This window comes from Acinetobacter sp. WU_MDCI_Abxe161, assembly GCF_025514355.1.
Taxonomy (GTDB): domain Bacteria; phylum Pseudomonadota; class Gammaproteobacteria; order Pseudomonadales; family Moraxellaceae; genus Acinetobacter; species Acinetobacter pittii_E.
Genome location: NZ_JAHPTU010000027.1, coordinates 1 through 23712 on the forward strand (window position 1 = coordinate 1; position 23712 = coordinate 23712).

The window sequence follows — 23712 nt, forward strand, 5'->3', positions numbered from 1 at the left end:
TTAATCACAAGTAACTGTTTTTCAACAAGTTTCTATCTACATCACCGCCGATGGATGTGCATTATAGACCATTAAGATCCCTTTGCAACCCCTTTTTTCATATTAGTGCAACAACAGTTCGCTTTTTAATCAAAAATGATAAAAATAGTCATTTTTTATATAAACATGGTTGTAAAAGCATCAATTTATCTAAAATTTTCTCATCTTGATTCTTTTCTTGCCATCTAAGTGGCCGACAATCAATATATTCACAATATCCACCTTCACCTTGTAGACACTGTTCATTCCAGCTTAATTGATATTGAAAGCTTCCCACATATCCTGCGGCCAATCCAAACTTGTAGTCACCGCGGCTTTGTGCATATAGTTCAAAAATTATTTTTCCATTTTTCTTACACTGCCAAGAAAATTCTCGTGGCAAATACATCTCTTTACCATTCGGTGTTTTAACTTTTGGATAAACCCGATGAATATGTAAATTTACATCTTCGGTAAAGCTTTCAACAGGTTTCCCAAATTCTTGTATTTCTAGTCTTGAGCATAAAATAATATTCCACTGATTTCTTATTTGTAGGAATGTAAGCTGTGTCGTCTCATTCAAATTAATAATTTGGCATGTATAGAAACATAAAGATAAGAACGGTAAATGCAGAGCCCTTGCGTGTTTAAATCGCCCCAATCCTTCAATTTTATATTTTTGCCCTTTATAAAAAATTTCTCCCTCACAAACACACAGTGTTGACCAGTAGTCAGAAACGCCCCACTGTAATGCAGAGGCATTAGAAATATTCTCTGGGACTTGAATCAAAAGATCACAACCCATTTCGGGGTCTAAACGCTGAAGGCGAATCGTTGGAATTTGCCATTGAATCACATCTATTTTATCAAACTGATAGAGGCTCGAATCGAACTGACATTGGCGACGAATAGAATATGTTTTTAAATGTCCCACGCTATGTTGGCTATTACTGACGAGCACAGTTGCAGTGTCGATTGCCGAAGTTGTAATGCTGTGAGTGTTATAACAAAGGGGGATCCGCGGCTGTCCTACCAAACTAATGTAATTAAAATAACGAAGCGGGGTTGGTAAATTTGGAAGAATCAAGCCTTGATAAACAATTTTAAAAAAGCCACGAGAAGGTTGATAAACAACCCCCTCTTTAGCATTAAGGCCCAGCTGCTGTAATTGATTAATTTGACTTATCAACTTAGGCATACTGAACCTCTTCTATTTTATGTTTTTATTGTTTCATTACTCTTGCGTGCCAATAGAGTTGTAACAAAACCAGAGAGGGCATAGATAATCGAAACGGTCAAAATGCCCATTGGAATATTATAAGTGATTGCCGCAAAAATCAGTACTACTGGCAACATAACTACAAAAGGAACGCGTTTACGGTCCATCTGTTTGAAAGAATAGTATTTAATATTGGAAATCATGAGTAATCCCACAACAACCATAAGAACGGCATTAATAGTTTTAATCGCAATATCACGTAAGTCAAAAATGAAAGGATAGTCGCGAGCCACCCAGACAAGTGAAATAATGATAATAGCAGCGAGTGGACTTGCAATACCGATAAAATAACGCTTATCAACAACTCCAATTTGCACATTAAAACGTGCTAAACGGAAGGCTGCGCAGGCTGTATAAACAAAACAGCATGCTAATCCAATACGCCCCAAATCATGCAAACTCCAGCTATACATCAGCATTGCTGGAGCCACACCAAAAGCTAACAAGTCTGATAGAGAATCATATTGTTCACCAAAAGCGCTTTGTGCACCAATCGCTCGAGCAACTCGACCATCTAAACCGTCAAGTAGCGCTGCAATAAAAATGGCATAGATCGCTTGGTTAAAATCCCCATTCATACTTGCAATGATGGAATAGAAACCGGACAACAGAGCAGCGGTTGTAATTAAGTTAGGCCAAAGGTAAATACCTCGGCGCTTCACTTTTTGTCCTTCCGGATTATCTTCTTCTTCAACCACTTCAAATGTAATCCCATCAAATGAATGTTCATTATGAGTTAAATCTTGCTCTGGTTTAGGCGCATTTGTCATTATTTTCTATTCCAAACATGTGCATTGATTTAAGTTAACTGTTACTCACCTACTAACCAGCGAACAGCAGCATGACCACCAGTTTCTTGCATACGAAGATGCGGGAATAACCACTGTAGTGCTTGGTCTGCTTGTTCTGAGAACTGCCAAGGTGGGTTAATCACTAATAAACCACAACCATTTAGACCTACAGGAGTATCATCTGGCCATACACAAATTTCACAAACTAACTGACGGCGAATACCCGTTTTAAACATTTTCTTTTCAAAACGTTCAATCATCGCTCGGTCTTTAATTGGATACCAAACTGCAAAAACGCCTGTTGGCCATTTCTTATAAGCTTGTTGTAAAAGTTCAACTAATTGCGGAAAGTCTTTACGTTCTAATTCGTAAGGAGGGTCGATCATAACCAGACCGCGCTTTTCTTTTGGCGGAATTACACCGAGCGAGCCTTCATATGCATCGCGTTCATGTAAACCTGCACGTTTATCACGAATGTTATGACGTAATTGCTGAAATACATCGCGCTGCATTTCAAATATAGTCGCTTTGTCGATTTCACGCATGCCTTGCAAAGCAAACCAAGGAGAACCTGGATAACTACCCTTTCCTTCCTCAGAACGTAATTGTTCAACCAATTTCAAATATTGCTGGATCGCTTCAGGTGCCTGACGCTTTTCCATGTCAGATAGTTGAACTAGACGATGAATGCCTGTGAGAAACTCTCCAGACTTTTGTGCAGGTGCCAGAGATAAATCATATTTGCCTGCCCCTCCATGCGTATCGATATAACGATAAGGTTTATCTTTAGCATTTAAACGGTTGAGCAGCTGTAGCAAAAGCACATGCTTCATAACATCTGCAAAGTTGCCCGCATGGAAATGGTGACGGTAATTCATGTTGACTTTAATTCCTCAATTCAACAAATAGTTTAACATGAAAAAAATATTCTTTCGTAAGGTTGTGATCATCTAAAATAGAGCTGCTTGATATTTTTACGATCTACCTGAGGTTATATGCACTCTCACTCGCTTCCCGATTCATGGAATTTAGATCAAATTTTAGATGATTTAAATACGCATGGCTTTGCCATTATAAATCAGGCCTATCCCGATCAATATCGCGCTCAGGTCGCCAATGAGTGCAGCCATCACATGGATGAATTTAGAGAAGCAGGTATTCAAAACGGCGTAGTTAGTAATATTCGTAGTGACCATATTCTTTGGATTAACGATCAGCTTCCTATTGCTCAGCAACATATTGAAACTTTACGTTTATTTTCACAAAGTTTAAATCAAGCATTCTATTTAGGAATTAAAGAAGTTGAAGCTCATTTTGCTCGTTATAATTTGGGTGAATTCTATGCTTTACACCGAGACAATCCCCAACAAAAAAATGATCGTATGATGTCAACTGTCTATTACCTACATCCAGAATGGCAAGAAGATTGGGGTGGACAATTACGACTACAAGATAAAAATGAGAAATGGCATATTGTTAATCCTAAACCCAATCGCCTGGTAATATTTCAAAGTGATTTATTACATGAAGTATTAACCTCAAAACAACAAAGACTCTCTATTACAGCTTGGCTTCGTAGTGGAAATTCCATTTGGGTCTAAAGGTTACTCTTTAAATTTGGTAAATGAACCCGATATAAAAGCTATTGATTAGAAAAGGTGATGGCGTATGTCTATTGAAAGTAAAACAATTGTGAACCGAATTGGTGAAACAGACCAACTTTATTTGACTGAAAATACGCCTGAGCTTGCTTTGGAGCGTGCTGATTTACGCATGCAACTTGTAGTATTAAGTCGTGTTCGCCAAGAGCAACTTCATTTTTTACAAGAAGCTATTGTTCTGCTTGAACAAGCTCGTATGGAATATGAAGAAATGCCATTGAGCTTATATCTTAATTTGTCTTTACACTTAGCCAAAGCGTATATGCTTTATTTTGAATTAAATAAAGAAAAACGTTTTGCGTTAATTACTCAACAAATTTTGAAGCCATTAGCACATCATGAACATGCTGATATCTATTTTTTCTTGGCATATGCGTCAGCAGCACGACAAGAGTCAGCATTAACACGACATTGGTTAACTAAATATTTATCAACGTCTACATGTGATCTTGAATTGCTTCATGGCCAACCTGTATTTGATCTTGTTCGTCATGAACCATGGTATAAAGATCAATTAAAAGTAAAAACACATTAAACCCTTAATGTAATAAAGCCTGTTTTACGTATTAAATGTAAAACAGGCTTTATTTTATGAACTTATTTTTTCACACTGTCTTCATGCAGCTGCTCATTCAGTTCATCAATCACCACAATCCACTCATCATCTTTTTCCCAATGACTTTTTAAAAAATCACTTTGCCCCTTTGACCAAAAAGAAGCTTCATGTAATTTTTGTTCGGCTGGCAATTGATGTGTCTTAATAAAATTTTCAATACTTGCTTCATCTGAGTCCAAACCCAGTTGATCAAATAAAAGCTCTAATGTAGGTTGCTGCTCAAACATTGTTATTCTCCTATAACTTCTTTTAAATCATCTATTAACTAATCTAACAATAAAACGTTTTTACTTGCATGATAGTGTCTATATTTTCTTGTTGCTTTTTGTGTTCCCTTTTTCAGGGTTCAATAAAAAAGCACTCTATAAAGAGTGCTTTTTTTAATTCATCAAGTTGATGAATTATTTTACCATGTCAGCAATTGCTGCACGTTCTTCTTCAAGCTCGTTTAGAGTGAAGTTGATACGCTCACGGCTGAATTCATCGATTTCTAAACCTTGAACGATTTTGTATTCACCGTTTTCAGTTGTAACAGGGAAACCGAACATAACGCCTTCAGGAATACCATAAGAACCATCAGATGGAATACCCATAGTTACCCATTTGCCGTTTGTACCAAGCGCCCAATCACGCATATGGTCAATTGCAGCGTTAGCAGCAGAAGCAGCAGAAGACAAACCACGCGCTTCGATGATCGCAGCACCACGTTTACCAACAGTTGGAAGGAATACGTCTTTGTTCCAAGCTGGATCGTTAATTTTGTCTTTTAAGCTTTCGCCATTTGCAGTTGCAAAACGGTAGTCAGCATACATTGTTGGAGAGTGGTTGCCCCAAACTGTTAAGTTTTCGATATCAGCAACTGCCACACCAGCTTTTTGAGCAACTTGAGTCAACGCACGGTTGTGGTCAAGACGCAACATCGCTGTGAAGTTTTTCGCTGGAAGATCTGGAGCAGATTTCATTGCGATGTAAGCGTTAGTGTTTGCAGGGTTACCTACAACTAATACTTTAACGTTACGGCTAGCAACTTCGTTTAATGCTTGACCTTGACCGATGAAAATTTCACCGTTAACTTTCAACAAGTCAGCACGTTCCATACCAGGACCACGTGGACGAGAACCTACCAATAATGCGTAGTCAGCATCTTTAAATGCAACTTTCGGATCATCAGTCCCGATCATGCCAGCCAATAAAGGGAAAGCACAGTCATCAAGTTCCATCATTACGCCTTTAAGCGCTTGTTGTGCTTTTTCAACTGGAACTTCAAGCAATTGCAAAATAACAGGTTGATCTTTACCTAACATTTCACCGCTTGCGATACGGAATAATAAGCTGTAACCAATTTGACCTGCAGCGCCAGTCACGGCAACACGAACGGGTTGCTTCATGTAATTGTCTCCAATGAGTGTCCTTAATCGGGCTAAATAGGAATTCCATCTAACCAAATCATCATAAACGGCAAAGATTGTACTCTAAAGATTTGGCAGATGCATGTAAAAGCGACTCATTTTCACCAAAAGTCTGATAGAAAATACAAATTAACCTTTATAAATAGATTCAATGTATGGCGAGCATTTTCTTACGAAATGTTCACTACCTTTAGTAACTACCTTTAATCATGATTTCACCAGGGCAATTCGATACCACATGATTTGCACATTGTTTATATTGGCCTTTTACCGTGTAACAAACTTTCACTTCTGTTAAGACCACATCTGAACGCGATAACTGACAACTAAAACGGATACCATTTTGAGGTAAGCTTGGATTAAGACGAGTAAACTGCTGTCTTAATGCTGATTGCTGCATTTCAACATTTGTTGAACTTGTAAGACTAGCCGGGATTTTTAAACGTTCAGCAAAATTAATAACTGTACGGAAATATTGGCTTGCATTCATAGGAACGCACCCCCCTACACTTTTCCATAGCTGCACACGAGCATTATTATCAGGCATAACCCGAGCTACGACTTTAGCTTGTAATGGAGAGAGGGCTGCTGAACTTTCTGTTGAACAATCAGTTTTTGTGGTTTCCGGCATAAGACCTGTAATTGTCAGTGAATAGCCTTCAAGACATTTACGTTGTTTTTGTTTAGAGGGATCTAATGCGCATGCAGCTGGTGTCATTTGCACATGCATAACATACCCCTGTAAATTAACAGGTTCGGCATGTAAAACGGAACTCATCAATCCTACCCCTGCACAGAGTAACCACCATGCAAGTTGCAAAATTGAACGAAGTTCCAAATATCTATATTTCATTTAATTAAAACTTGAATATGCCAATTAAAAGAAGATCCATCATCAACCACCTTAAAGTTAAGGCGACGTACGCATTGGAATGACTTTCATACGTTGTGATAATGACTGAGCCCCTTGACCCAATATCACACCGTAATGTGTTGCATTCGTCATAACATGCTTGACGTAGTCTCTAGTTTCTAACAATGGAATTGTCTCAGTATATTGGTCAGCCGAAATTGATTGATAGTCCGGTTGCCAACGTCTAGCCCGATTAGGTCCCGCATTATAACCTGCAGTTGCCAAAACAGGGTTGTTGCTTAATTGTCCCTGAATCATCGACAAATAAAATGTTCCATATCGAATATTGGTATTCATTTCATTTAATGCAGCAGGATTATAAGTTTCACCCATTTGTCGTGCAATCAACTTCGCTGTATCAGGCATAATTTGCATAAGACCGCCCGCTCCAACGTGAGAACGTGCAGAGGTGACAAACCGGCTTTCTTGACGCATTAAACCATAAGCCCATGCTGGATCAATTCCTGCATTGTAACTATGACTTACGACATTAGTCTTATGTGGGGTCACATAACGATACGTATCATTGTGCTTATTAGTTGTACGATCTGCTGCATAGATTGCACGGTCATACCATCCCATATCATGAGCACGCTTTGCCGCAGCTAAAAGTAAACCATCATCGTGCTGAAGATAAGCTTGACGAACAGCCCAATTCCACTCACGGTTAGTGTAAGTTGGATTTGCATTAATACGTCTTAAAGTAAAAGCACGATTGAAGTGAATATTCTGATCTAAACGTCTTAAATCACTTGCTGTTGGTTGATCATCATAAGGTTGATGGTTATAACGTTCACCTAAGCGATCTTTTGCTAAAAGGTTATGATAGTCATCACCGGCCTGAGCTAATTTTCTATAAATTTGTTGTGCAGTTGCTTTAGAAGCGCTATCACCACGCTGCTCTGTCGCACGAGCAAGCCAATATTGCCAGCGATCTTCTTGTTTTTGGGTTACGGTCATACTATCAATCGCACGGATTAAGCTTTCCCACGCACCAAAACGGATTGACTGACGTGCATAAATTTCAGCTTCTTCCGGACTTAATGGATAACCACAACTTGCATCAAAGTATTGAAGAACTTCACGATTAAAATTATTTTTCATTACCGTGGTGCCACCAATATAGGCTACCGTACGATATAAATATTTTTGTACATTTTGTGGTGTACCTTGGGCGACACGCTGCACATTTGAAAAAGCATTACTCAAGTCATTATTAGCTAAACGCCCTAAAGCAAAAATCAAATAAGCATAATCTGCATCATTGGCCTTAGGTGCACTCCATAAATAGTTAAGGGGATTAGCCTGAATTTGGTTAAGCTGGGCCAAAGAAAGATTCAAGCCCAAAGTCTGTGCTGTCGCGAGCGCTTGTCCCGACAAACCTGCACGCAACTGTACCCATAGACGCTGTTGTTTATCTTGTGCACTCATTAAAGGACTAGATAACATCATGCGACCTAAGCCTACACAAGATTCCGGTTGTGATTCAGTCGCTAACCAAACATCTTTATATTCAGCAAAAACTAAAGCATCGCCGCTTTTCGCCCGCACTTGTGCTAAAGCACAATTTTCGGCTTGGTCAGGATTGGTAACATAAGATAAGACAGGTTGTGCAGATACAAAGTCAGCTTGTTTAACTTTTTCTTCAACATAATCGGCTGCTAATTTTTCAGCCATTGCTGATTGTGGATAGCGTTGAGCAAAGCTTACGATAGAGGCAGTGGGTTGAAAGCCAAGGTTGGTATTGAGTTTCCAATACTCTGGATAATATCCCAATACATCATTTTGCATTGCAAGCTGATATTGGTCTAATAACGCAGTATTACCACTATTTGCAGCATTTAAGGCATCATTGAACTGCTCTTCGGCAGCATACGTAAATGAACAACCAAGTAAACACATAGCTCCTAACCAGCTACGATGTATATATTTATTTTTCATTACACGACTATGTATTGATGAGCTCTTTCTACTTGGTCTCATAAATGTGCTAAACCCTGACTATTCACCTTCAACGCATAGTTTAATTATTCTTCGTGCTTTCTTTTGTTGTGTTATGTAACTCTATGATTCAACATCATTAAAATTCACCTAATTTACTTCACAAAAACCTTGTCATGTTCTGAAAGTTTACTGTTATCGGTTCAGCTCAAATACTGCTATAATAAATGGTTTGACCCATTTTGGGCCAATTTATTCTTTTTAGATCGATCTGTTAGGAGCCTGCATGACGGTTCAAACCTTCATTCCCAATGGTGCCAAAGCTGCCTCAGAAAACACTGTTACCCAGCCAACGCACACCACTGATGTTTCAATAAAAAAACTTTATATTGAAACTCAAGGGTGTCAGATGAATGAGTATGACAGTCACCGTATGGCAGACCTTTTAGGGGACTCTCACGGCTACGTTTTAACGACCAACCCTAATGAAGCAGATATTCTGCTCATGAATACATGTTCTATTCGTGAAAAAGCGCAGGAAAAAGTATTTAGTGAATTAGGTCGCTGGCGTAAACTAAAAGACAAGAATCCTGACCTAGTAATTGGTGTGGGTGGATGTGTTGCCTCTCAAGAAGGTGACAATATTCAAAAACGTGCGCCTTACGTGGACATGATTTTTGGTCCACAGACATTACACCGTTTACCACAAATGCTTGATCAACATAATGCTCAAGTAGAAAAACCAAAAAAAGATAAAATCAAACTGGTTGATATTTCTTTCCCAGATATTGAAAAGTTCGACTTTTTACCTGAACCACGTGTAGAAGGCTTTAAAGCATTCGTTTCTATTATGGAAGGCTGCTCTAAGTATTGTTCTTTCTGTGTAGTTCCTTATACACGCGGTGAAGAAGTTTCTCGCCCATTAGATGATGTACTTGCAGAAATCGCGGGTCTGGCTGAAAAAGGTGTTCGTGAAATTTCACTCCTTGGTCAAAATGTAAATGGATATCGCGGCGAAACTTTCGAAGGCGGCATCTGCACCTTCCCTGAATTGTTACGACTCGTTGCAGAAATTCCGGGTATTGGCCGTTTACGTTATACAACATCGCATCCACTTGAGTTCTCTGATGAGTTAATTCAGTGCTATGAAGATTTGCCTCAAATGGTGTCGCATTTACACTTACCTGTTCAAAGTGGCTCTAATGATGTCTTACAGGCAATGAAGCGAAATCATACGATTGATGTTTATATCGATAAGATTGCCAAGCTAAGAAAAATTCGTCCAGATATGCATTTATCGAGTGACTTTATTATTGGTTTCCCAGGTGAAACTGATGAAAACTTCGCTGAAACACTTCAATTTATCAAAGACTTAGATTTTGATCACTCGTATAGTTTTGTGTATTCAAAACGTCCGGGTACACCTGCATCTGACTTACCAGACACTACACCTGAGCACGTCAAAAAAGAGCGTTTAGCTCAAGTTCAAAAAGTAATTAAACAGTCTAGTATTGAAAAAACTGATGCAATGCTTGGCAAAATTGAACGCGTTCTTATTGAAAAAGTCTCGGACCAAGACCCTAATATTTTAGTCGGTACAGCTGACAATACACGTCTAGTCACTTTTGTCGGTGATGCTGCTTGGGTGGGCCGTTTCGCAGAGATCGAGATTACTGAAATTAAAACTTTAAATTTAGTTTACGGTGAGCTCTTGAATCTTGAGCCTGACGTGGCGTAATGTAGAGGTATTCTAAAGTCTACTGAAAGGTTTTCTCTTGACTGCAGCGATTCGACGTACCGTAACATTTCCTGAAATTTCAATGGAACGTTTAAAGAGCATCTTGGGTGCCTATAATGGGCACCTTAAGCAAATTGAACAGCGTTTAGATGTCAAAATTACTCATCGTGGAGATGTTTTTCATATCGATGGTGAGATAGATGCTGTTGGGAGAGCCGAAGCATTATTGCAACGACTCTACGAAGAGTCTGAGGTATCCCAGCAAATCAGTGCCGATCTGTTACATCTGTTAATTCAATCTTCTCAAACTGAACGTAATTTCGAGTTAGTTGGAGAAGAAATGGATGAGCATGATGCACCGATGGATGTTTATTTCCAGACTCGAAAAGGCCGTATTAATCCACGTGGCGCCAATCAAAAACGCTATGTACAGCGTATTTTGCAAAGCGATATTTCTTTTGGGGTAGGCCCTGCTGGTACAGGTAAAACCTATTTAGCAGTTGCTGCCGCAGTAGATATGCTCGAACGTAACGAAATCCAGCGGATTTTACTTGTACGTCCTGCCGTGGAAGCTGGAGAAAAGCTCGGGTTCTTACCTGGTGATTTAACTCAGAAAATTGATCCATACCTACGCCCTCTTTACGACGCCCTTTACGAAATGCTCGGCTTTGAAAAAGTTGCCAAGTTAATCGAGCGTCAAGTGATTGAAGTTGCACCTCTTGCATATATGCGTGGTCGTACACTTAACCATTCGTTTGTAATTTTGGATGAAGCTCAAAACACAACACCTGAACAAATGAAAATGTTCTTGACCCGTTTAGGTTTTGGCTCTCGTGCAGTGATTACAGGTGATATTACCCAAGTAGATTTACCTCGAGGCCAACAATCTGGTTTGGCGCATGCACTACGTGTACTCGAGAATATTAAAGAAATTCATATTACCCGTTTCCACTCCCGTGACGTTGTACGTCATCAACTTGTTCAAAAAATTGTTGAAGCGTATGAAGGTTGGGATGGTGAACAACAGCGCCTTAATGCTGAAGCACGTGCTGAACGTAAAGCACGTCAAGAGGCATTAGTTGCTGAAAACGATACAGCAGCAGACTTGCAACATCAGGATGCTTAAGGATTCATTTTGAAAATCAGTTTAAGTTTACAACAAGACTTTCAATCACCTGAGTTAGAGCTCAAAAGAGCTCAACTCAAAAAAATTATTGAGATAACTTTACGCCACGTTGGCTATAAAGAAGATTGTGAAATTGGGGTAGCTTGCGTTGATCTGGATGAGAGCCAGCAACTCAATTTGCAGTACCGAGAAAAAGACAAACCAACTAATGTCTTATCTTTTCCAAGTGATATTCCTGAAGAAGTTTTACCAATGCTAGATGCCTTACCTCTAGGTGATTTGGTTATCTGCATTCCAGTGGTATTACAAGAGGCATTAGAGCAGAAAAAAACTGCCCAAAATCATTTTGCTCATCTATTAGTTCATGGCGTTTTGCATTTGCTCGGTTATGACCATGAAACTAGTGATGAAGATGCAGAAGAGATGGAAGGCTTAGAAATTGAAATTTTAGCAAAACTCAATATTGCAAACCCTTATCAGGAATAATGTGATCATTAGTAAAATGTGGATATCCTAAAAGTTATCCACATTTTTTTAATTAGTGAACCTCAAATTCCGCTTCAGCTGGATCAAAGCGCCAAGTACGCACAATACGTAACTCCGAAATATCTTTCATATTGGCATCAAAATGTCCAAATGGTGCACCGCGACGTACTGAAGACTTAGCGGCTTCATCTAGTATTGAATGCCCTGAGCTTTCAAACAAACGAATTGCACGAATCCCACCTTGGGCATTCAAAATCACCATTAAACGGACTTCACCTCTTAGTTGTTGCTGTTTGGCTTCTTCTGGATAATAGCGGTTACCGTAAAGCTCCACTTTTTCACGGAACTTATCTAAATAAACAGCCGAGGCATCTTTCTTTGCTTGAATTCCGTCTACTGTCTTGATTTTTTGCTGGCGGCTGAAATCTTGCCGACGTTGTAAATATTGTGCTTCAAGACTGGCAACCATCGCAGCTTTTGCTTGAAATTGACTTTGTAATTGTTCTAATTCTTTTTTTCTTTGGCTTGCATCAGCTTGTTTTTGCCAACTCAAAACCGTCATTAGAACTTTTTCTTCAAATTTAAGTTCTCTTTGTTGCTGAACCTTTTGCAAAGTTTCTAACTCTGCACTTCCAGTTGAAGCCTCACTAAACATAGGGTTTGGAGTATCACTAGAAGTCCGGTGAGCCTCACGAAATGCACCTGAACCCTGCTGGTCTGATTGAGCCAAAAAATCTGCCTGATTAACTGGCTCATTGCTTGGTCGAATTGAAATTGCAATTTCTTTAGTAGATTGCTCTGACGGGCTAGGCATGGCAAAGTGAATAAGCAACACAAAAATATGCAGCAAGATTGCCAATATTGTTGCAGCAATAAAGATTCGGTCTTGCCACCAATAATGAAAATGTTCTATGGATCGACTTCTGGTGTTCAGCATAATCTTAAAAGCATATAAATGCCTTTTCCCCACGGTTTAATACCGAATAAAATGTAAACTAATATTCAAATTTGGATAAAAGTGTGATTCACTTCAAATAGAGGGTTTTATCCATTTTCATTTTGTCAAAATGTATCAATTAAATTTGTTACACTGCAATATCAAAACCCGTTTTTTATCATAATAAAGATTGTGTGGGCTCTTTAGTAAATTATCTTCTGGAAGTTCTTTTATGCAAACGCTATTTTCCTCTTTAGTCAGACGCCTTCAAAAAGTCTATAAAAAAGCAGAAGCATTCATTGAGGAAGAAAGAGATTTTACGTTATCGCAAACCTTTCTGAATGCAACTTTACAACGTTATGTCACCAATAATGTTGAATTTTTAGATGACCTACATGCTGATCTTTATCATGACTGGTTAAGGTTATATGCAACTATGCATGTAAAAGGCTTAGAAACAACATTATCAGTTGATTTAAAACTAATTCAGATGGAATTTAATAAAGAACAACAGCTTTTAGTTTTTGAACAAATTAGTAATACACAAATTATTGAAGCAAAATATAAAAACTTTTGGCAAAAAATCGCCGTGAAAGCCGCAGTTTTTTACTACCATAAGATTTTGAAAAAAGACCCTTTAGGGATGATTCTTGAACGTTTTAATGTAGCCGAAGAACGTGATGAACTTATATTTCTTGATCTCAACCGCTGGTTTGGTAAAAAAGCCAGTATTATCGAGACATTAGGTAAAGTACATGTAAATTATGCACGGGTGCGTGAAGCTGAATTAGTCGTATTTGGAAATGTGAATTTAGCAGCACTACTATACCGTGATCAGGATGATGATTTTGAAGATGAATTAGAAGATTCTGAAATAACACCAATTCAGCAAAAAGATGCTTAAATGGATATAAATGAAAAATAACTCGCTGCCAAAAAAACACAAATAGATTACATATTTAGCATAAATCCTGATTTTTTCTCCATGATCAACAGGCATAATATGTTTAAGTTACAGATGCATCAGCACTAACTTTTTAGTCTGTACAAGGATACTTACTTATGGCAACAAAATTTCTGAAATCGTTTGGCATCGCAACAGGTATTTCAACAACTTTGCTTTTTGCAGGCTTCTCAAGTCATGCTCTTGCCATGAGCCCATTTCAGGCAAATTATCAGTTTACTTATAATAATAAAGGTATGGGTACAGCTACACGTGCTTTAAGCCAGCAAGGTAATAATTGGACTTATAATTTCACTGCAAAAGCAGGTGGAATTGCTTCTGCAAGTGAAACAAGTAAATTTAGTTTTGCTAATGGTAAAATTGGGTCTCAAAGTTTTAGCCGTACTAGCAAAATTTTGATTCACAACAACACTATGAATATTAACTTTAATCCGAATAGTAAAACTATTTCGACCAAAAAAGACGATAAGGCCCGTTCATTTGCTTGGCAGGCAGGCGTTCTTGATGAGTTAAATGCAGAGTTACAACTGCGTGAAGATTTAAAAAATGGCTCACTTAAAACTTCTTACCCACTTGCAGATGCAAAAGAAGTTGAAAATCGTCGATTTGTAAAACAAGGCAACGAGAAAATTAAAACCTCTTATGGGACATTCGATACCATTAAAGTCGTTTTACAGCATAAAAAACCTGAACGTAGCACAATCTTTTGGTTAGCACCGAAATTAGATTATTTACCAGTTAAAGTAAGCCATATTGATGGTAAAACTTCTTATGGATTGTTATTAACAAGTTATTCAGGTAAGACGAATTAAAGCTTGCATTTTTTTGGATGCTTTTTAAAATACGCATTTGCTTTAAAAAGCATCCGTCTAGAGGATTCTCCCGTGCACGCACTAGAACAGAAAATCTTAACAGAAGGTATCGTTCTATCTGATCAAGTCTTGAAAGTCGACGCTTTCTTAAACCACCAAATTGATCCTGTATTAATGCAGCAGATTGGTAAAGAATTTGCCGCTCGCTTTAAAGATGCAGGGATTACCAAGATTATTACCATTGAAGCATCAGGTATTGCACCTGCAATCATGGCAGGTTTGGAACTTGGTGTACCTGTAATTTTCGCTCGAAAATATCAGTCATTGACATTAAAAGATGATCTATATCGTTCTAAAGTATTTTCTTTTACTAAACAAACTGAAAGTACAATTGCGATTTCAAACAAGCATCTTCATTCAACTGATAAAGCTTTAGTTATTGATGACTTCTTGGCGAATGGTCAAGCAGCATTAGGACTGATTGATTTAATTCACCAAGCAAATGCAGAAGTTGTGGGTGTCGGTATTGTGATTGAAAAATCATTCCAACCAGGTCGTGATTTATTGCTTGAAAAAGGCTACCGAGTTGAATCACTAGCACGTGTTCACTCTCTTACAGATGGTAAAGTTACCTTTGTAAAAGAATAAGATATACAAATAAAAAAAGAGCGGATAATCCGCTCTTTTTTTATTTAATTAAGATGAAATAAGGAGCTTTTTAGTAACTTCACCTAAACGTCTGCCTTGAGCTTCACACAAAATCTTTTCGTCCTGACTTAAGTTCTGGTCATGGCGGGGTCCACTTACATGGCTAGCTCCATACGGCGTTCCACCTGTTTTCGTGTTAGATAACGCCGGAATTGCATTTGGTAATCCCATAATCATCATCCCGTGATGAAATAACGGCGGTAGCATAGTAAGTAAAGTACTCTCCTGCCCCCCATGCATTGATCCAGAAGAAGTAAAAACACAAGCTGGTTTATTGTGTAATGCCCCATTGAGCCAAAGACTCGTCGTTTGGTCCCAAAAATATTTCATTTCACTTGCCATATTACCGAAGCGAGTTGGGGAACCTAACGCCAGCCCCGCGCAATTTGCTAGATCATCTAACGTACAGTAGATATCACCTTCTGCTGGAATACTTGGCTCAGCTGTCGTGACGACTGGAGCAATATTTGGCACAGTCCGAATTTTTACTGACATACCCGCAGACTCAACACCATTGGCAATTAAATGTGCCATTTCTTTAGTAGAACCATATTTGCTGTAATAGAGTACAAGAATGTAAGGTTGCATCGGTTTCATAAATTTTGTTAAAAAGAACACTATACGGTATTTTTTATTTTTTTGGCGAAGCCAATCTTATGAAATTCTAGAAGCGATTGATCGTGTAGTACTGAAGGCAAGCTACGTAACTTTCTCAAATCTATCAAATAAAAAGAGTAATCTCTTTGATTTCGCTTATACCTGATAAGAGAAATATGACTTCCTTCAAAAGATTATTGCTACAATTTTTTCTATAGCACATAGTAAACTTATAAAATGACTTTCATTCTTTAAGTTATTATTTTGCTTTAATCTACTATTTAAGTTCTTAAGCTAATACTTTGCTAAGCTATCAATCGCCCAACATGATGACTAAAAAAATCGGGATAGACGACGTATGTTACAACGTTTTTTAGAGAAACTTCCTTTTTATAAAAAAACCTGGTTTCAGTTCGTTTTATATGTATTTAAGCGTTTTGAAGCTGATCGGTGCCGTGAACAAGCTGGTTCTCTCACCTATACAACACTATTTGCAGTTGTACCAATGCTAACGGTTTTTTTAGTAATTATTTCTTCAATTAAAGCGTTAGAACCTGCAAGACAACAGCTTCAACATTTAATTTATAGTAACTTTTTACCGAAGAGCACGATCGCATTTGATAAAGCACTAAATGCTTTTACAGAGAAGTCGAGCAACTTGACTGTAATTGGTGTGCTATTTTTATTCGTCACGACAGTTTTAATGCTGACCTCAATTGAAACAGTTTTTAATCGTATTTGGCGAGTAAAAGAAACGCGTAGTGGCATTATGGGCTTTATGCGCTACTGGACCATTATTTCGCTTGGCCCTATTATTTTAGGCAGTGCATTTGTTATTTCATCAACTGTTGCTTCGATGAACTTATTAAGCAATAACTTCACAGGTTATCAACTTGATGGCGCATTTCTACTCTGGCTAATTTCTTTTGCACTCACTATTTTGGGTTTCTTCATTTTATATTGGACCATTCCCAATCGCACCGTCCCAGTTTATGCAGCAGGAATTGCTGCTTGTTTAAGTGCAGTACTGTTTGAAATACTCAAAAATTTATTTAGCTTCGTGATGTCAAATTTCACTAGTTATGAAATTATTTATGGTGCATTTGCAGCCGTGCCAATTTTCCTTCTATGGATCTTTCTTTCATGGAATATTATTTTGCTAGGCGTAGAGGTGAGTTTTGCTTTAACTGCATTTCATTCGGGTAAAGAGCAAAAACGTCATCCTGTTTTAATGCTATTAGATATTCTTGAGCTGTTTTATAAAAAACAGAAACTTGGCGAAAGTGTAAGCGATAAAGAAGCTCTCGAAATTTTAGGACGTGGAGAAGTTGGCCGCTGGCCAGCTTATGTACTTTTGCTTGAAGAGCAAAATTTAGTTAAACGTACCGATAAAGATGAATATGTGCTTGCGCGCAATTTATCCCAAGTTGACTTCTGGGGTTTTTTCACTGCTCTCCCATACCCTTTACCGTTACGTGAAGATGTTCTAAATGTACACGATGACGATGAATGGATGGAAAAAATAGGACCAGCTCTAGTCGAGTCTAATGATTACTTAGCTGCCAAACTTTCTATTCCGCTCTCAACAATTTTTGAAGAGAAATAAGAAAGTAAAACTATTCAATAGTATAGACACTCTTTCCTACCCAATAAAAAAACCCTGTTATTAAAAATAATAATAGGGTTTTTTATTATCCATCTTTAGGAATGGGTTAGGCTTTTACAAAAGTTTTCCATACAAAATCTTGCGTTGCACCTTTTAATGTCATTTTCAACTGATCACCTGCATGTAATGGTCCAACACCAGCAGGCGAACCAGTCATAATTACATCACCCGGTTCGAGTGAAAAGACCTGATTAATATCAATTAATAGATCGGCAATGCTAAACATTAACAGTGCAGTATTTCCATCTTGACGCAACTCATCGTTAATATGGAAGGTGAATTTAGTCTCTTGCCAATCTGTAATTTCGCTCACATCGACCCAGTCTGACAAAACACAGGCGCCATCAAAAGCTTTAGCACGCTCCCATGGATGACCTTTACCTTTTAGTTCATTCTGTAAATCACGCATTGTTAGATCGAGACCTAAAGACACTGCACCAATCGCTTTTAAGGCTTTTTCAGGATTTGTTTCACCCTTTAAAGGCTGATTAATGCGCAAAACTAACTCGCACTCAAAATGACAACTGCCCCAAGCTGGATTCCATGAAATACCGTCATTTAAACCAATCAAGCTACTCGGTGGCTTAATAAATAATATCGGCCTATCAGGCATAGCATTATTTAATTCTTTGACATGATCGGCGTAACTTCTGCCCACGCAAACGATTTTTGAAGGACGTGTATTCATGAGGCTTCCTTTGTTGTTGCGGCTAATAATTCCAATAATTTATTTCTTAAATGTATTTTCAAATATAGTTTGATCTGCGACCTGTGAGAATGCTCGTTTTGGTACAATAATTACAGTTTTATTTTTTAGTTCAAGCATATAGGTCAACTTGCCTTTAGCAAAGGTTTGCACATCTGCATATTGCATCACTTGCTTACGGCCATTGGCGTAAAGCTCAAAATAATCTTGATATAAGTCGATTCCCTGCTCGCTCTTTCCAAACTGGTAACGAACGAATTGACGCTTAAATAACATCGGTAAAAGCCAGTAACGCATGAGACCTTGCATCACTAGAAAAAACATACCTAACCCGACATAATATCGACCAACACCAGAGAGACCTAAATAAAATCCCCAAATAATAATTGCGATACTAATCGCAGGTGTTAGAAAACGGGTAATTTGCTTTTTCCCAAACGTCACTAATGAAAATCCATCTTGTGACTCTTCTAAATTCAAATAGTAACGTAAAGATAAAGCTATTTTTTGCTCGGTCATTGCACTGCATCAATACTCAATAAATCGAAACTATTAGAGCATATTCATTTCAGCTTTAAAATGAATCAAAAGCTATTTTTTATTTTGTTTAAAAGTGGAGCTTATTAATAGATTGGAAGAGCAGCTACGTTGCATATATAGAACGTAGATTCATATTTTTTGAGCTTATTTCAGTTTTTAAAATTTCTACAATAGGAACATCACCTTCTTAGTGGAATGTCTCATGTCTTTTCTTGCAAAATTATTTGGCTTAAATCAAAAAGCGACTGTCTCAAAAGATGTGGTTATCCAAGCCACTCAAGAGAACCATCTTTCAAATGAAACTAACTTTTTAGAATTAATTAAAAAACGCCGTTCTATCTATTCGATTGGAAAAAACTTAGAACATACCCCTTCGGAAATTGAAGAATTGATTCAAGAAGCGGTCAAACATAGCCCATCAGCGTTCAACTCTCAATCTTCTCGCGTTGTGATTTTATTTAATCAGTCTCATGAAAACTTCTGGAATATTGTTTTAGATGTATTAAAAACGATTGTCTCTGCTGAAGCATTAGCCGGAACTGAGCAAAAAATTCAAAGTTTTGCAGCAGGTGCAGGTACAGTTTTATTTTTTGAAGATCAGGATGTAATTAAAGGTCTACAAGAACAATTTGAGTTATATGCTAACAATTTCCCAGTGTGGTCTGAACATTCAACAGCAATTGCCCAATTTGCAGTATGGAGCGTACTGGCTGAGCAGGGTCTTGGAGCCTCTTTACAACACTACAATCCAATTATTGATGAGAAAGTTAACACTACTTTTAACATCCCTACTCAGTGGAAATTAAGAGCTCAATTAGTATTTGGCTCAATTGAAGGTCAAGCAGGTGAAAAAGTATTTATTGAAGATGAAAGCCGTTTTAAAACATTTAGCTAATTTTTTTTCAACTTCAAATCATTTAAAGCCGGTTGCCATGAGCAATGGCTTTTAAATTGAAATAATAAAAAACAGGCACAAAAAAACCGCTATATATAGCGGTTAATTCTTCAAGTGGTGCGCTCAGAGAGATTCGAACTCCCGACCCCTTAGTTCGTAGCCAAGTGCTCTATCCAGCTGAGCTATGAGCGCGTACTTGATGTTGCGCATTATACGCATTTTTCAAAGCTTAGGAAGCTTTTTTTCATCTTTCTGTCACCAAACGTCTAGTTCTTAGCCATCAAACTAGTTTACATCAAATAGCGGCTAAAATTATTAGTGTTTTTCTTATTTAAGATGTATTTGAAATATTTTTTTTCAAATAAATTTTATCGGCTTTTTGAGGCATTTGGCCATATACCTAGATGATAAAGGCTACTATTTTAGTCAACATTATAGAAATAATATATTTCTGGTTAAGCTTTAACATTATAAGCTTAATTAAAATTTATCGAGAATAATGCTTCAAATGAGTGAAAATATGATTAAAAAATAATTAATGAAAAAAATATTATATAAAAATTATTATTATTTTTACGTCTAAATTAAAAAATTATTATTGCTTTAAATATTATTTAATATCAAAAAATGTGACTAAAAATACACATTGACAGCTTTTGAGATCTCACCAATACTAAATCGCAATTATTGAGATATATATCTCAATAATTAACTCGCGCAATAAATAATACTTACTTAAAAATACATAATTATATAGGAAATAGACTGAAATGTTCTTACTAAAAAATCTCGTTTCTTCGATATCAAAAGTTACTCAAGATTTGGGCAATATTATATCGGTGAATACTAATGTAACGGGCGGCTCTACTGTTGATGGTCACATATCAACTTCTGGCTTACTTTCAGACACTCTATCTACAGCAACAAATACACTTACAACGACCACAACTGGTCTTGTTTCTGATGCAGTGGGCACAGTTACAGGTAGTATTGGTTCTACAAGCCCGGTTGACACTGTAACCAATATTATTGGTGGTGTGACTGGCGGAATTAGTGGTGGCAATCCTCTTGAAACCGTAACTAATATTATCGGCGGTGTAACTGGTGGCATCGGCGGTGGTACATCTCCAATTTCACCTGTGATTGATGTCGTTCAAGGCGGTATTGATATTCTTCAGGGTGTAGAAAGCCTAAAAACTGAAATTATCAACACTGGTATTGATACGGTTGCAGATACAATTATCGGCGTCCTTCCACAAGCAGAACACCCAGTTTCTGAAATTGCCGACCTCGGCACATTAACTTTTGAAACTTCTCGCGACACAGTAAATGGTGCACTTGAAGTTGTTTCTGATTTAGTTGGCGGTGATATTCAGGGCGCTACTGAGTCTGCTACTGGTATTGTTGAAACACTTATCAATAATGGCACAACCGCAACTGGTATTGTTACTGGCGTGGTCGGAAGCGTTACTGATGTCGTTGGTGGCGTAACTGGGGGTGTTGATGGTAACCCGCTTGAAGTGATTACCGACATTATTGGTGGTGTAACTGGTGGCGTTGATGGCAATCCGCTTGAAGTGATTACCGATATTATCGGTGGTGTAACTGGTGGCGTTGATGGCAACCCGCTTGAAGTGATTACTGACATTATCGGTGGTGTAACTGGTGGCATCGGCGGTGGTACATCTCCAATTTCACCTGTGATTGATGTCGTTCAAGGCGGTATTGATATTCTTCAGGGTGTAGAAAGCCTAAAAACTGAAATTATCAATACAGGTATCGACACTGTTGCTGACACAATCATTGGTATCCTTCCTCAAACTGAACATCCAGTTTCAGACCTAGCAGATCTTGGTACACTAACTTTCGAAACTTCTCGCGACACAGTAAATGGTGCACTTGAGGTAGTTTCTGATTTAGTTGGCGGTGATATCCAAGGTGCTACTGAATCTGCTACAGGTATTCTGGGCACGCTTATCACCAATGGTACAACCGCAACTGGAATTGTGAATAATATTATCGGTGGCGCAACTGGTGGTGTTGACGGTAACCCGCTTGAAGTAATTACCGATATTATTGGTGGTGTAACTGGCGGTGTTGACGGTAACCCACTTGAAGTAATTACCGACATTATTGGTGGTGTAACTGGCGGCGTTGACGGTAACCCGCTTGAAGTAATTACTGACATTATTGGTGGTGTAACTGGTGGCGTTGATGGCAATCCACTTGAAGTGATTACCGATATTATCGGTGGTGTAACTGGTGGTGTTGATGGCAATCCGCTTGAAGTAATTACTGACATTATCGGCGGTGTAACTGGCGGTATCGGTGGTGGAACTTCCCCAATTTCACCTGTGATTGATGTCATTCAAGGCGGTATTGATATTCTTCAGGGTGTAGAAAGCCTAAAAACTGAAATTATCAACACTGGCATTGATACAGTTGCAGATACAATTATCGGCGTCCTTCCACAAGCAGAACACCCAGTTTCTGAAATTGCCGACCTCGGCACACTAACTTTTGAAACTTCGCGCGATACAGTTAACGGTGCACTTGAGGTAGTTTCTGATTTAGTTGGTGGTGATATTCAAGGTGCTACTGAATCTGCTACCGGTATTCTCGATACGCTGATTACAAATGGTACAACTGCTACTGGTTTAGTTACAGAAATCATTGGCGGATTAACTGGTACTATTGGTGGAGCAACTGGTGGAGATAGCTCACTCGGTCTACTAACTGATTTACTTGGTGGCTTAACAGGTAGCGTTGGTGGTGATAGCTCTCTTGGTGTAGTGACCGACCTTCTCGGTGGGTTAACTGGTGGTGTGACTGGCGGTACAGACAACCCTATCGGCATCGTTACAGACATCGTTGGTAGCTTAACGGGTGGCGTTACTGGTGAAGGCGGCTTAGATGTTATTTCTAATTTGCTGGGCGGATTAACTGGTGGCAGCTTACTTGGTGGCGTGACGTCTACAGTATCTAGCGTAACCAACACAACGCATACTATCGTACCGACATCATTACTTACTGATAGCTTCCTAGAAAACTCTTTCAATACTGTTTAATATAATCCATTAAAAGAAAGCCACTTATGAGAAGTGGCTTTCTTTATTAATATATTTTTAAATATTAATTCACTTCTTGCCATCTATAGTATTTCTTATGCGCCAGTTCTAACATTGCATAATCATTAGGTGTATCACCATAAGCATAAATTTTAGAATATTGGCTTAAATCATATTTATTTTTTATTCTATTTACTTTTTCTAAATAACCACAATCGCCATTAATAAACTCACCTGTCAAAATACCATCACGTATTTCAAGTTGATTACATATAACATCTAAACCTAAAGACTGGCACCAACTTTCTAAATAAACGCCCAATGATGCAGAGACAACAACAATCTGATCGCCTTGTTGTTTATGCCAGAGAATACGTTCCAAAGCATTTTCACGCACACAGATAGGAAGCACATTTTTAGCAAACTCTTGTCCCCTAACTTTTAGGGCATCTGCATCATATCCCGCATATCCCACTTGGCAAAGTTTAGTTCGAATAGTTTTATCAGTTACCCATCCAAGCTTATAACCCGCTATATAAGGTGCAAGACGAATACCACCGACTATTTGAGTTTTTTTGTTCAAAGAAAATTTAAGGAATAGGCTGAATGTGTCGCTATGAGTAATCGTGCCGTCAAAGTCAAATAAAGCTAAGTTCATTTATGATTATCTCTAATATAATTAAAAAGTTATAAATTTAGATTTTTCTTAAAGTACTAAAAAACAGGCACAAAAAAACCGCTATAAAAGCGGTTAATTCTTCAAGTTGGTGCGCTCAGAGAGATTCGAACTCCCGACCCCTTAGTTCGTAGCCAAGTGCTCTATCCAGCTGAGCTATGAGCG

The 23712-nt window shown here is 38.1% G+C and carries 22 protein-coding genes, 1 tRNA gene and 1 pseudogene; 11 read left to right on the top strand and 13 right to left on the bottom strand.

Features of this window, described 5'->3' with window-relative positions; translation table 11 throughout:
• Positions 1-129: 129 nt before the first annotated feature.
• The 3 genes and pseudogenes from KTI78_RS17415 to KTI78_RS17425 form a co-directional block, all read right to left on the bottom strand.
• Positions 130-1216, bottom strand: a pseudogene (locus KTI78_RS17415) (DUF6670 family protein).
• Positions 1217-1233: 17 nt separating this feature from the next.
• A complete protein-coding gene (pssA, locus tag KTI78_RS17420; protein ID WP_224993506.1) occupies positions 1234-2067 on the bottom strand; it encodes a CDP-diacylglycerol--serine O-phosphatidyltransferase in 834 nt (277 codons plus the stop codon).
• 41 nt (positions 2068-2108) lie between these two features.
• On the bottom strand, positions 2109-2966 hold the full coding sequence (locus KTI78_RS17425) for a 23S rRNA (adenine(2030)-N(6))-methyltransferase RlmJ (RefSeq protein WP_262446852.1): 858 nt from the start codon (positions 2964-2966) through the stop codon (positions 2109-2111).
• Between the two features lie 117 nt (positions 2967-3083).
• Here KTI78_RS17425 and KTI78_RS17430 point away from each other — a divergent pair, with 117 nt between their 5' ends.
• Together KTI78_RS17430 and KTI78_RS17435 are read left to right on the top strand one after the other, a co-directional pair.
• Complete coding sequence (locus KTI78_RS17430) at positions 3084-3689, top strand: 2OG-Fe(II) oxygenase (RefSeq protein ID WP_262446853.1); 606 nt, start codon at positions 3084-3086, stop codon at positions 3687-3689.
• Between the two features lie 67 nt (positions 3690-3756).
• A complete protein-coding gene (locus KTI78_RS17435; RefSeq protein WP_016143003.1) occupies positions 3757-4284 on the top strand; it encodes a hypothetical protein in 528 nt (175 codons plus the stop codon).
• 62 nt (positions 4285-4346) lie between these two features.
• On the opposite strand, the gene KTI78_RS17440 is transcribed toward KTI78_RS17435, so the two are convergent.
• The 4 genes from KTI78_RS17440 to KTI78_RS17455 all read right to left on the bottom strand — a co-directional run bounded on the left by KTI78_RS17440 (position 4347) and on the right by KTI78_RS17455 (position 8628).
• Positions 4347-4592 (bottom strand): DUF2789 family protein, encoded by a 246-nt coding sequence (locus tag KTI78_RS17440; protein WP_002119522.1) that lies wholly within the window; start codon positions 4590-4592, stop codon positions 4347-4349.
• Between the two features lie 174 nt (positions 4593-4766).
• Positions 4767-5753 carry a malate dehydrogenase gene (locus KTI78_RS17445; protein WP_002119517.1) on the bottom strand — a complete coding sequence of 329 codons (987 nt, stop codon included), beginning with the start codon at positions 5751-5753 and terminating at the stop codon, positions 4767-4769.
• A gap of 211 nt (positions 5754-5964) precedes the next feature.
• Complete coding sequence (locus KTI78_RS17450; protein ID WP_239975689.1) at positions 5965-6627, bottom strand: ribonuclease I; 663 nt, start codon at positions 6625-6627, stop codon at positions 5965-5967.
• 57 nt (positions 6628-6684) lie between these two features.
• Positions 6685-8628, bottom strand: coding sequence for a lytic transglycosylase domain-containing protein (locus tag KTI78_RS17455; protein ID WP_262446854.1), 1944 nt, complete (start codon positions 8626-8628; stop codon positions 6685-6687).
• Positions 8629-8914: 286 nt separating this feature from the next.
• Here KTI78_RS17455 and miaB point away from each other — a divergent pair, with 286 nt between their 5' ends.
• From miaB to ybeY, 3 genes are read left to right on the top strand one after another with little or no spacing between them, the layout of a single operon-like run.
• On the top strand, positions 8915-10366 hold the full coding sequence (miaB, locus tag KTI78_RS17460) for a tRNA (N6-isopentenyl adenosine(37)-C2)-methylthiotransferase MiaB (protein ID WP_016142999.1): 1452 nt from the start codon (positions 8915-8917) through the stop codon (positions 10364-10366).
• A gap of 37 nt (positions 10367-10403) precedes the next feature.
• Positions 10404-11492, top strand: a complete 1089-nt coding sequence (locus KTI78_RS17465) for a PhoH family protein (RefSeq protein ID WP_002119513.1) — start codon at positions 10404-10406, stop codon at positions 11490-11492.
• A gap of 9 nt (positions 11493-11501) precedes the next feature.
• The gene (gene ybeY / locus KTI78_RS17470) at positions 11502-11978 is read left to right on the top strand and encodes an rRNA maturation RNase YbeY (RefSeq protein WP_262446855.1); all 477 of its coding nucleotides are present in this window, start codon (positions 11502-11504) and stop codon (positions 11976-11978) included.
• Between the two features lie 52 nt (positions 11979-12030).
• Here ybeY and KTI78_RS17475 read toward each other — a convergent pair whose 3' ends face one another.
• Positions 12031-12915, bottom strand: a complete 885-nt coding sequence (locus tag KTI78_RS17475) for an energy transducer TonB (protein ID WP_262446856.1) — start codon at positions 12913-12915, stop codon at positions 12031-12033.
• Between the two features lie 232 nt (positions 12916-13147).
• Between KTI78_RS17475 and KTI78_RS17480 the strand changes: the two genes are divergently transcribed.
• The 3 genes from KTI78_RS17480 (at position 13148) to KTI78_RS17490 (ending at position 15339) form a co-directional block, all read left to right on the top strand.
• Positions 13148-13819, top strand: coding sequence for a hypothetical protein (locus KTI78_RS17480; protein ID WP_016142996.1), 672 nt, complete (start codon positions 13148-13150; stop codon positions 13817-13819).
• A 158-nt stretch (positions 13820-13977) separates the two neighbouring features.
• On the top strand, positions 13978-14691 hold the full coding sequence (locus KTI78_RS17485) for a DUF3108 domain-containing protein (RefSeq protein ID WP_016142995.1): 714 nt from the start codon (positions 13978-13980) through the stop codon (positions 14689-14691).
• 72 nt (positions 14692-14763) lie between these two features.
• Positions 14764-15339: a xanthine phosphoribosyltransferase gene (locus KTI78_RS17490; protein WP_002119547.1), complete on the top strand. Its 576-nt coding sequence runs from the start codon at positions 14764-14766 to the stop codon at positions 15337-15339.
• A 48-nt stretch (positions 15340-15387) separates the two neighbouring features.
• On the opposite strand, the gene wrbA is transcribed toward KTI78_RS17490, so the two are convergent.
• Positions 15388-15996 carry an NAD(P)H:quinone oxidoreductase gene (gene wrbA / locus KTI78_RS17495; RefSeq protein ID WP_262446857.1) on the bottom strand — a complete coding sequence of 203 codons (609 nt, stop codon included), beginning with the start codon at positions 15994-15996 and terminating at the stop codon, positions 15388-15390.
• Positions 15997-16354: 358 nt separating this feature from the next.
• On the opposite strand from wrbA, the gene KTI78_RS17500 reads away from it, so the two are divergent.
• The gene (locus KTI78_RS17500; protein WP_016142993.1) at positions 16355-17602 is read left to right on the top strand and encodes a YihY family inner membrane protein; all 1248 of its coding nucleotides are present in this window, start codon (positions 16355-16357) and stop codon (positions 17600-17602) included.
• A gap of 106 nt (positions 17603-17708) precedes the next feature.
• Here the strand turns inward: KTI78_RS17500 and KTI78_RS17505 are convergent, their stop codons facing one another.
• Positions 17709-18350 carry a fumarylacetoacetate hydrolase family protein gene (locus KTI78_RS17505; protein ID WP_262446858.1) on the bottom strand — a complete coding sequence of 214 codons (642 nt, stop codon included), beginning with the start codon at positions 18348-18350 and terminating at the stop codon, positions 17709-17711.
• A gap of 39 nt (positions 18351-18389) precedes the next feature.
• Positions 18390-18887, bottom strand: a complete 498-nt coding sequence (locus KTI78_RS17510) for a YcxB family protein (protein WP_262446859.1) — start codon at positions 18885-18887, stop codon at positions 18390-18392.
• A gap of 223 nt (positions 18888-19110) precedes the next feature.
• On the opposite strand from KTI78_RS17510, the gene KTI78_RS17515 reads away from it, so the two are divergent.
• Positions 19111-19803, top strand: coding sequence for a nitroreductase family protein (locus KTI78_RS17515; RefSeq protein WP_262446860.1), 693 nt, complete (start codon positions 19111-19113; stop codon positions 19801-19803).
• A gap of 115 nt (positions 19804-19918) precedes the next feature.
• On the opposite strand, the gene KTI78_RS17520 is transcribed toward KTI78_RS17515, so the two are convergent.
• Positions 19919-19995 (bottom strand) — tRNA-Arg (locus tag KTI78_RS17520).
• Between the two features lie 578 nt (positions 19996-20573).
• On the opposite strand from KTI78_RS17520, the gene KTI78_RS17525 reads away from it, so the two are divergent.
• Positions 20574-22871 carry a beta strand repeat-containing protein gene (locus tag KTI78_RS17525; RefSeq protein WP_262446862.1) on the top strand — a complete coding sequence of 766 codons (2298 nt, stop codon included), beginning with the start codon at positions 20574-20576 and terminating at the stop codon, positions 22869-22871.
• A gap of 64 nt (positions 22872-22935) precedes the next feature.
• Here KTI78_RS17525 and KTI78_RS17530 read toward each other — a convergent pair whose 3' ends face one another.
• Positions 22936-23529: an HAD family hydrolase gene (locus tag KTI78_RS17530; protein WP_016142988.1), complete on the bottom strand. Its 594-nt coding sequence runs from the start codon at positions 23527-23529 to the stop codon at positions 22936-22938.
• Positions 23530-23712 lie beyond the last annotated feature (183 nt).

Bases quoted from the DNA above. Each gene is read 5' to 3' on its own strand.
- pssA (WP_224993506.1), bottom strand. From the start codon at position 2,067: ATGACAAATGCGCCTAAACCAGAGCAAGATTTAACTCATAATGAACAT.
- KTI78_RS17425 (WP_262446852.1), bottom strand. From the start codon at position 2,966: ATGAATTACCGTCACCATTTCCATGCGGGCAACTTTGCAGATGTTATG.
- KTI78_RS17430 (WP_262446853.1), top strand. From the start codon at position 3,084: ATGCACTCTCACTCGCTTCCCGATTCATGGAATTTAGATCAAATTTTA.
- KTI78_RS17435 (WP_016143003.1), top strand. From the start codon at position 3,757: ATGTCTATTGAAAGTAAAACAATTGTGAACCGAATTGGTGAAACAGAC.
- KTI78_RS17440 (WP_002119522.1), bottom strand. From the start codon at position 4,592: ATGTTTGAGCAGCAACCTACATTAGAGCTTTTATTTGATCAACTGGGT.
- KTI78_RS17445 (WP_002119517.1), bottom strand. From the start codon at position 5,753: ATGAAGCAACCCGTTCGTGTTGCCGTGACTGGCGCTGCAGGTCAAATT.
- KTI78_RS17450 (WP_239975689.1), bottom strand. From the start codon at position 6,627: ATGAAATATAGATATTTGGAACTTCGTTCAATTTTGCAACTTGCATGG.
- KTI78_RS17455 (WP_262446854.1), bottom strand. From the start codon at position 8,628: ATGAAAAATAAATATATACATCGTAGCTGGTTAGGAGCTATGTGTTTA.
- miaB (WP_016142999.1), top strand. From the start codon at position 8,915: ATGACGGTTCAAACCTTCATTCCCAATGGTGCCAAAGCTGCCTCAGAA.
- KTI78_RS17475 (WP_262446856.1), bottom strand. From the start codon at position 12,915: ATGCTGAACACCAGAAGTCGATCCATAGAACATTTTCATTATTGGTGG.
- KTI78_RS17480 (WP_016142996.1), top strand. From the start codon at position 13,148: ATGCAAACGCTATTTTCCTCTTTAGTCAGACGCCTTCAAAAAGTCTAT.
- KTI78_RS17485 (WP_016142995.1), top strand. From the start codon at position 13,978: ATGGCAACAAAATTTCTGAAATCGTTTGGCATCGCAACAGGTATTTCA.
- wrbA (WP_262446857.1), bottom strand. From the start codon at position 15,996: ATGAAACCGATGCAACCTTACATTCTTGTACTCTATTACAGCAAATAT.
- KTI78_RS17500 (WP_016142993.1), top strand. From the start codon at position 16,355: ATGTTACAACGTTTTTTAGAGAAACTTCCTTTTTATAAAAAAACCTGG.
- KTI78_RS17505 (WP_262446858.1), bottom strand. From the start codon at position 18,350: ATGAATACACGTCCTTCAAAAATCGTTTGCGTGGGCAGAAGTTACGCC.
- KTI78_RS17510 (WP_262446859.1), bottom strand. From the start codon at position 18,887: ATGACCGAGCAAAAAATAGCTTTATCTTTACGTTACTATTTGAATTTA.
- KTI78_RS17515 (WP_262446860.1), top strand. From the start codon at position 19,111: ATGTCTTTTCTTGCAAAATTATTTGGCTTAAATCAAAAAGCGACTGTC.
- KTI78_RS17525 (WP_262446862.1), top strand. From the start codon at position 20,574: ATGTTCTTACTAAAAAATCTCGTTTCTTCGATATCAAAAGTTACTCAA.
- KTI78_RS17530 (WP_016142988.1), bottom strand. From the start codon at position 23,529: ATGAACTTAGCTTTATTTGACTTTGACGGCACGATTACTCATAGCGAC.